This window comes from Pseudomonas sp. A-RE-19 (assembly GCF_019956555.1).
Classification (GTDB): Bacteria; Pseudomonadota; Gammaproteobacteria; order Pseudomonadales; family Pseudomonadaceae; genus Aquipseudomonas.
Window position 1 is genome coordinate 1 of the sequence record NZ_JAHBDQ010000049.1, and the last position, 6,852, is coordinate 6,852.

The window sequence follows — 6,852 nt, forward strand, 5'->3', positions numbered from 1 at the left end:
CACTTAAGGACGCCTTCGCCGGCAAGCCTGGCTCCTACAAAAAGCGGTTCATTTGGATTGCGAATTAAAGCGCCTTGGTCCAGAACAGCATCCGGCCATGCGCAGGGTCGAACATGCCTGGCGAAAAACCGAATTTGCCATAGGACGCCTGAGCCACCGCATTGCCTTCCAGTACTTCCAGGGTGATTTTGCAGCAGCCGCGCTGGCGCGCGATGTCCTCGACCTTGTGCAGCATCTTCTGACTCAGCCCCAGCCCGCGAAACTTCGACACCACCGCCACGTCATGCACGTTAACCAACGGCCGGCAGGCGAAGGTCGAGAAACCTTCAAAGCAGTTGACCAACCCTGCCGGCTCACCGCCGACAAACGCCAGTACGCTGAAGGCATGGAGACGTTTGGCCAATTCCCCGGGCAGTTGTTGCAACCTATTGGCGGGTAACGAATGCCCGACGCCCATCGGGTCTTCGGCGTAGTGGTTCAACACAAGACAAATCGCCTCGGCATGCACCGGGTTGGTGTAGCTGGCCTGAAGCACAAGAATTTCTGCGGATTCCATTTCCACCCTCGATCACATACGTTGCCCCAGCTCGCCTCTTGCGCACTGAAAGGTCCTGCGACCTTATCGCGAGTGCCAGGGTGCCGACAACCGGATCCTGTTGTGATCGTTCTTTCTCAAACGCCCCAGATCAATGCCTCGGTCCATCCCAACTCGGCAAAGTCCTCGGCCCTCAACGCTGCCTCACCGGCACAGAAAAACTCGTCCAGTTGCGGCGGCTTGACCGTGGTGCCACTGAGCATCGCGTGAACCTGCCCGCGATGATGAATCTGATGTTCGAACAAATGGGACAGCATGCGCAAACGGCTGTCGTGCTGCGGGGTGTCGCGCGCGATGGTCACGATCCGCCCGAGATCTGCGTCGCGCAATTGCTCGCAGTAGGCGATCAGTCGACGGTCCACCTGGGCTTGCTCGCGCTTGAGATCAGCGCCATGAGTGAACGGTTCGTCCTGATTGAAAAACACGTAGCAATCGGGATGCGGATCGTCACCGCGCAACTCCCGCTCCAGTGCATCCACATAAAACCAGTCGCAGGTCAGGATGTGGTTGAGGGTCGCGCTGAGGCTGGGGAAGAAACTGACTCGCGGTGCCGCCAGTTCGGCCGGGCTTAGCTGAAGCCAGGCCTTGGCCAGTCGGTGATTGGCCCAGGCGTTCTGATAGGCCATGGTCAGCAAATGGTGAGACAAGGGCTGATTCATGCTCGCTCCTCCCGGATATCAAGCCTCGGCGAAACGTTTGAGCTGCATTTCCTGCAGACGACTGAGGGTGCGGCGAAACGCAAACGCAAGATAGCCCTCGGTGTACAACGCCTCCATCGGCACCTGTGCTTCGAGGTACAGCGGCACCTTGCGGTCGTAGCATTCGTCCACCAGGGCGATGAACCGGCGCACGCCGTCGTCGTGCACCGACAACTGTGGCAACTCGCGATCCCCGGCCGCCACCCGCTCGACACCGTCTTCAGTGCCGCGGGCGATGCGCCCTTCGCGCTTTTGCGCGCTGAGGTTGGGCACCTCACTCAACAGAATAGCGCTGAAGGTGTCGCACAGGGCCATGAAGTCCATGGCGGCAAACGGCTGCTCGCAGAGATCGGCGTAACGGCACCAGAGTACGGTTTGACTGGCCTGCATGACATTGACCGAACGGTAGCCGATCTTGACCGGATCGCTGGACAGCGACTGGCCCACGGTCAAGGCCTTGAACACTTCGCTCAGAGCGCCGGGCTGACCCGGTACGCTCACCCAATAACGCTGCAGACCGGCGCCAGGGTGCAGACGATGATCTTCCCCGCCATCCACCGCAATCACCTGCATGTGTTGCTTGATCGCGGTAATGGCCGGCATGAACCGGTCACGGTTGAAGCCGTCTGCGTACAGCTGATCCGGCGGCTGATTGGAGGTGCACACCACCACCACGCCCTGCTCGAACATCACCTGAAACAAACGCCCGAGAATGATGGCGTCACCGATGTCGTTGACGAACAGTTCATCGAAACACAACACCCGCACTTCCTGGCTCAGCTCGCGGGCCAGCGCTTTCAACGGGTCGGCGGTGCCGGTCAATTGAAAGGAGCGCTGATGCACCCAGCCCATGAAATGATGAAAGTGCTGACGCCGGGCCGGGACGCGCAGGTTCTGGTAGAACTGATCCATCAACCAGGTCTTGCCCCGGCCGACCGGACCCCAGAGGTACACGCCGGTGATGGATGTGCGACCTTCATGCAAGGCTTCGTGGCATTTTTGCAACGCCCACACGGCATATTCCTGGGCTTCGTCCTGGACGAAGCCCTTTTGTTCGATGGCGTGTTGCCACGCGCTTAAGGGAGAGTCTACATTCATGCGCGGCAGTATATAGCAGCTAGCGAAGCTCAATCCCTGTGGGAGCGAGCCTGCTCGCGATAGCGGCGGGTCAGCCAATATTGATGCTGAATGTACCGCCGTCATCGCGAGCAGGCTCGCTCCCACAGGTTCCGCGCCGCGACACAGCATCGGGTTACAACGAGATATCCAGCCGGGCAATCTTGCCCTGCTCATTGAGGCGGAACATATAGCGCAGTTCCAATGGGCTGCCGGGAAACGTGCCGGAGATCAAGTTATGAACCAGCACTTTGCCGGTGCGCAGTTGAACGTCGAGGACTTCGACCCGCGGTTGATAACGTTGCGCGGTGTCTTGCATCCATTGGGCGATGGCTTGCGTGCCGACCTGATGCTGCCCCTCATCGAACACGTTGGCATCCTCAGCGAAAAAACTGGCAACCCTTGACGTGTCGCGAGCATTGGCGGCAGCAATGTAGGCGGCGATGGCGGGTGCCAGTGAAGAGGCTGGATTGGACATGTTTACGGCTCCTTGTGGTTTGATTCTGGAGCCATGCTAAAACAAGCCTGTGTCAGTTCTTGTCAGGAGTGAAACGCCCTGCTTCGTCGAGTTGCATCTGCTTGCGCCAGGTGCGCAACAGGTCACTGCGCCGTCCCGGGTAGCGCTCGCCCTGCTCACTGGCGGCCGATATCCGGTCGGTGCGAAACGTGCGATAGGCACTGCGCAATTCACACCAGGCGACGATGATCCGCACCTCATTGAGAAAACCCAGGGCCAGCGGCCAGATCAGCCGCTGACTCGGCACCTGATTGGCATCCGCGTAATCGATGTGCAGCTTGGCCTGATCACGGATGGCTTGGCGAAACACATTCAAGGGCACGGCATTTTGCGGATAACCATAACCCGGCGGGCCCGGCAACACCGTCGGGTTGCGCAAGGCCTCCTGGGCCGCCGGGTCGAGTACCGCAGCAATTTTTGCCAGGGCATCGGCCGCGGCTTTGCCCAAGACCTCATCGCCACGCTGATCCACGTAGCGCAAGCCGAGCACGATGGCTTCGGTTTCATCGGCATTAAGCATCAAGGGCGGCAGAAACAGACCGCTGCGCAACACATAGCCAATCCCCGCCTCGCCAAAAATCGGCGCGCCGAGTGCAGTGAGTTCAGCGATGTCGCGATAGAGCGTGCGTTCGGAAATCTCCAGTTCGCTGGCCAATGTCGCGGCAGTCACCGGACGACTTTTGCCCCGCAGCACTTGTAACAAAGTCAGTAAACGGCTGGTTCGCGACACGGTCGGCAGGCTCTTTGCTGAAAAGTCGTCGGAGCTTAGCAGAGGGTGCTGTCAGAAACTGGCAGTAGCGATAAGCCGGTTTGAAAAGCTTCGCGGGCAAGCCTCGCGCCTACAGGTATTAGTGTCGTGCCAGAATCACCCGGCAATCGCTGTGGGCCTGTAGGAGCGAGGCTTGCCCGCGAAGGCGCCATACCAGACGCCACACATCAAACTACCGATCAACCTTGTGTTTAGCCGCCTATACATCGAGCTGGAAGAAAACCAATTCGATCCGCAAGCCTCGGGCTTCAGGTGATGCAAAACCCGGATGTTGCGGCCAAGGATGAACCCGCGTCTACTGTGGCTGTCGCACAGTTGAACCGTCCGTAATGCTCGAGGGCCGAGCCGCGAGCGGTTCGGCCTTTTTCTTTACGAGAGCCTGTCCATGCGCAGATTGCTTGTTCTGTCCCTTCTTTTGCTCTCCCTGAGCGCCTGCGCTCTGTTCCCTCATCGCGACCCGCTGAACATCAACGTGGTCGGTATCGAGCCACTGCAAAGCCAGGAACTGGAAGTGCGCTTCGCGGTAAAACTGCGCGTGCAGAACCCCAATGAAACGCCGATAGACTACAACGGCGTAGCGTTGGATCTGGAGGTTAATGGCCGACCACTCGCCTCCGGCGTCAGCGATCAATCGGGCTCGATCCCGCGTTTTTCCGAAGCGGTGATCGTGGTGCCGGTGAGCGTTTCGGCCTTCTCGGTGCTGCGCCAGACCCTCGGGCTGAGCCAGACGCAGACCCTGGATAATCTGCCGTATGTACTGCGGGGCAAACTGGCCGGCGGCGTATTCGGCACGATGCGTTTCGTCGATCGCGGCAAACTCAGCCTGCCGGGACCGACCACCGGCACGTGGTAACGCTCACGGCTCGGCGCGCGGTTTAACCGGATCGATCACCTGGGTCACGCAATGTTTGAGACCGTCTATGTGCCAGTTGGCCCACAGCCGATTTTTGCCATTGCTGCTTTCATCCGGCTCTATCGCCAGCCAGTTGCGAGCTGTAATCAGATACCGTCCCCTTGCACCGATGCGCAACATGGTTCCGGTAATGGCGTAGTCGATCTGTTCCTGGTGTCCGCCAATGGACTCCAGAAACTGCACCGCCAGCGCAGGTGGTGACGGGTGCACGACCCCGCTCGAAATCAATTGATAGATCGTTCCCGCGCCATCGACGTTATGCCGGGTCAACTTCGATTCGATCACACAAGCCCCTGCTACATGAACATCACCGGACACCAGCGTGACCTTGCATGATTCGGCCTGGGCGAAATCCAGCAGCCGCATGATCAGCCGCTTGCGTTCATCCTGATGGGGCTGGCTTCGCCAATGGTCGCGCAAGTCGTCCTCGAGTTCCTGTTGCCCCGAAATCTGGTTCAGCGCCTTTTCGACCGCCTGCAAATCAAGGTAGGCGACGGGAATACTCGACATCACCAGCAAGTGCTTATGCGCCTTGACCTTGCCCAGCCAGGCATAAATCGCATCCCAACTGACGGGCGAAATGACACGGGTTTGTTGAGCCCGTGGGGTCGTCAAATCCGGCGCACGTTCGCTGCGCAAATCGGGAACCAGCAATGCCAACTCACCCAGACCGGTAAACCCCAGATGAAAGCCGTCAGCGGTGTCGGGAATCGCGCAGGGATGCGTATCAGCGGACGGTTTGAGGTGAGGATGAGTCTGGATCAGTTGCTGCTGGAAAATCCTGAAGTAGCGTTTGGCCGTGGCAAACAGCCCCTGGAACACCGGGCTTGAATGCAATATTTCATCGTAGGAGCCCCAGCCATCGACGATGTCATGGTCATCCCACATCATCACTGTCGGGATGGCGCTGAACACCTTCGCCATCTCAGGCTGCTTCCAGTGATCCAGGTAGAGTCTGGCGAAAAACGTGTCCAGATCGGCTTCGATCACCTTGCTGTAGGCGGCCTTCTGACGGTCGGCGAAGGGTTTGGCGAACCAGGCTTTCATGGACGCCACACTGCTGCGCATTTCGTCGCTGTAAACCTGATCGCCCCCCATCAACAGCAGGTGATAGGGTTTGCTTTGGTGAGCCCCCCACATGTCCTCCCAGCGCTCATTGTTCCTGTCCACCTTCTCCATGGCTTTGGGGTCCGAGAAGCCATTGCACGAGACATACGCCATGCGCGGCGACTGACCCTTGGCCGGAACGACGAAGTTAGCCTCTGCGCCCTCTATGCTGATCGTGTAAGCGGTGGCCACGGCCGGGTCTTGCAGCGCTTTGAAATCGATGCGCCAGACACGGGACTGAGGATTGAGCAGCGGAATATCGGCGATGGCCAATGGTTTGCCGGCGGTGACACCCTTGGCTGCTTTTACGCTGGGTGATGCCCCGTCCAAGGGTAAAACCACCAGCGCCGACACGTTATAGACATTACTGTTGATGCCACGAAACTGCAGAATCGGGCCGAGTAACAAACTCATGGGGGGGGCCATCCGTTGACAGGGGTGTGATCGCCTAGAGACTAGACGACAATCGACGCTGCGCATGGTGCGCAACCGCCCGGCCCTCCAAGGAGATCACCCATGAGGCACACCGCTCCAACGCTCTACACCGAACGGTTGATTTTGCGCCCGCTGGAACTGGCCGATGCCGACGCCATCCAGCAACAATTCCCCCACTGGGACGTGGTGCGTTATCTGAACGTCCTGGTGCCGTGGCCTTATCCCGCCGACGGCGCGTTGACTTATCTGCATGATATTGCCCTGCCGGCGATGGCCCGTGGCGAAGAATGGCACTGGTCGATCCGCTTGAAGTCCGCTCCCGATCAACTGATCGGCAATGTCAGCCTGATGAATGAACAGGACAACAACCGGGGCTTCTGGCTGGCCCCGCAATGGCAAGGTCAAGGGTTGATGGGTGAAGCCTGTGCGGCGGTGACCGAGTACTGGTTCGAAACACTCGGCCGGTCGTTGCTGCGCGTGCCGAAAGCGGCGCCGAATATCGGCTCGCGCAAACTCTCGGAACGTACTGGCATGCGCTTGATACACACCGAAGAGGGCGACTTCGTCAGCGGGCGGTTCCCGAAGGATCTCTGGGAAATCACCCGCGAGGAGTGGCTTCAATTGCGCTGAAGATCCAATGTGGGAGCGGGCTTGCTCGCGAAGGCGGTGTGTCAGTCGACATTATTATTGCCTGACACCCCG

At 59.2% G+C, this 6,852-nt stretch carries 8 protein-coding genes; 2 read left to right on the forward strand and 6 right to left on the reverse strand.

The window, feature by feature from the left end; translation table 11 throughout:
• Positions 1 to 64 precede the first annotated feature (64 nt).
• From KGB14_RS23080 to KGB14_RS23100, 5 genes are all read right to left on the reverse strand, one after another.
• On the reverse strand, positions 65 to 556 hold the full coding sequence (locus KGB14_RS23080) for a GNAT family N-acetyltransferase (RefSeq protein WP_223488982.1): 492 nt from the start codon (positions 554 to 556) through the stop codon (positions 65 to 67).
• A gap of 116 nt (positions 557 to 672) precedes the next feature.
• Complete coding sequence (locus KGB14_RS23085) at positions 673 to 1,254, reverse strand: DinB family protein (RefSeq protein WP_223488983.1); 582 nt, start codon at positions 1,252 to 1,254, stop codon at positions 673 to 675.
• 18 nt (positions 1,255 to 1,272) lie between these two features.
• On the reverse strand, positions 1,273 to 2,391 hold the full coding sequence (gene zapE / locus KGB14_RS23090) for a cell division protein ZapE (protein WP_223488984.1): 1,119 nt from the start codon (positions 2,389 to 2,391) through the stop codon (positions 1,273 to 1,275).
• A 154-nt stretch (positions 2,392 to 2,545) separates the two neighbouring features.
• The gene (locus KGB14_RS23095) at positions 2,546 to 2,887 is read right to left on the reverse strand and encodes a nuclear transport factor 2 family protein (protein ID WP_007897370.1); all 342 of its coding nucleotides are present in this window, start codon (positions 2,885 to 2,887) and stop codon (positions 2,546 to 2,548) included.
• Between the two features lie 52 nt (positions 2,888 to 2,939).
• Positions 2,940 to 3,656 carry a helix-turn-helix transcriptional regulator gene (locus tag KGB14_RS23100; protein ID WP_007897371.1) on the reverse strand — a complete coding sequence of 239 codons (717 nt, stop codon included), beginning with the start codon at positions 3,654 to 3,656 and terminating at the stop codon, positions 2,940 to 2,942.
• 424 nt (positions 3,657 to 4,080) lie between these two features.
• Here KGB14_RS23100 and KGB14_RS23105 point away from each other — a divergent pair, with 424 nt between their 5' ends.
• Positions 4,081 to 4,548, forward strand: coding sequence for an LEA type 2 family protein (locus tag KGB14_RS23105; protein WP_223488985.1), 468 nt, complete (start codon positions 4,081 to 4,083; stop codon positions 4,546 to 4,548).
• 3 nt (positions 4,549 to 4,551) lie between these two features.
• On the opposite strand, the gene KGB14_RS23110 is transcribed toward KGB14_RS23105, so the two are convergent.
• Positions 4,552 to 6,129, reverse strand: a complete 1,578-nt coding sequence (locus KGB14_RS23110; RefSeq protein ID WP_223488986.1) for an alkaline phosphatase D family protein — start codon at positions 6,127 to 6,129, stop codon at positions 4,552 to 4,554.
• A gap of 102 nt (positions 6,130 to 6,231) precedes the next feature.
• Here KGB14_RS23110 and KGB14_RS23115 point away from each other — a divergent pair, with 102 nt between their 5' ends.
• Positions 6,232 to 6,780 carry a GNAT family N-acetyltransferase gene (locus KGB14_RS23115; RefSeq protein WP_223488987.1) on the forward strand — a complete coding sequence of 183 codons (549 nt, stop codon included), beginning with the start codon at positions 6,232 to 6,234 and terminating at the stop codon, positions 6,778 to 6,780.
• Positions 6,781 to 6,852 lie beyond the last annotated feature (72 nt).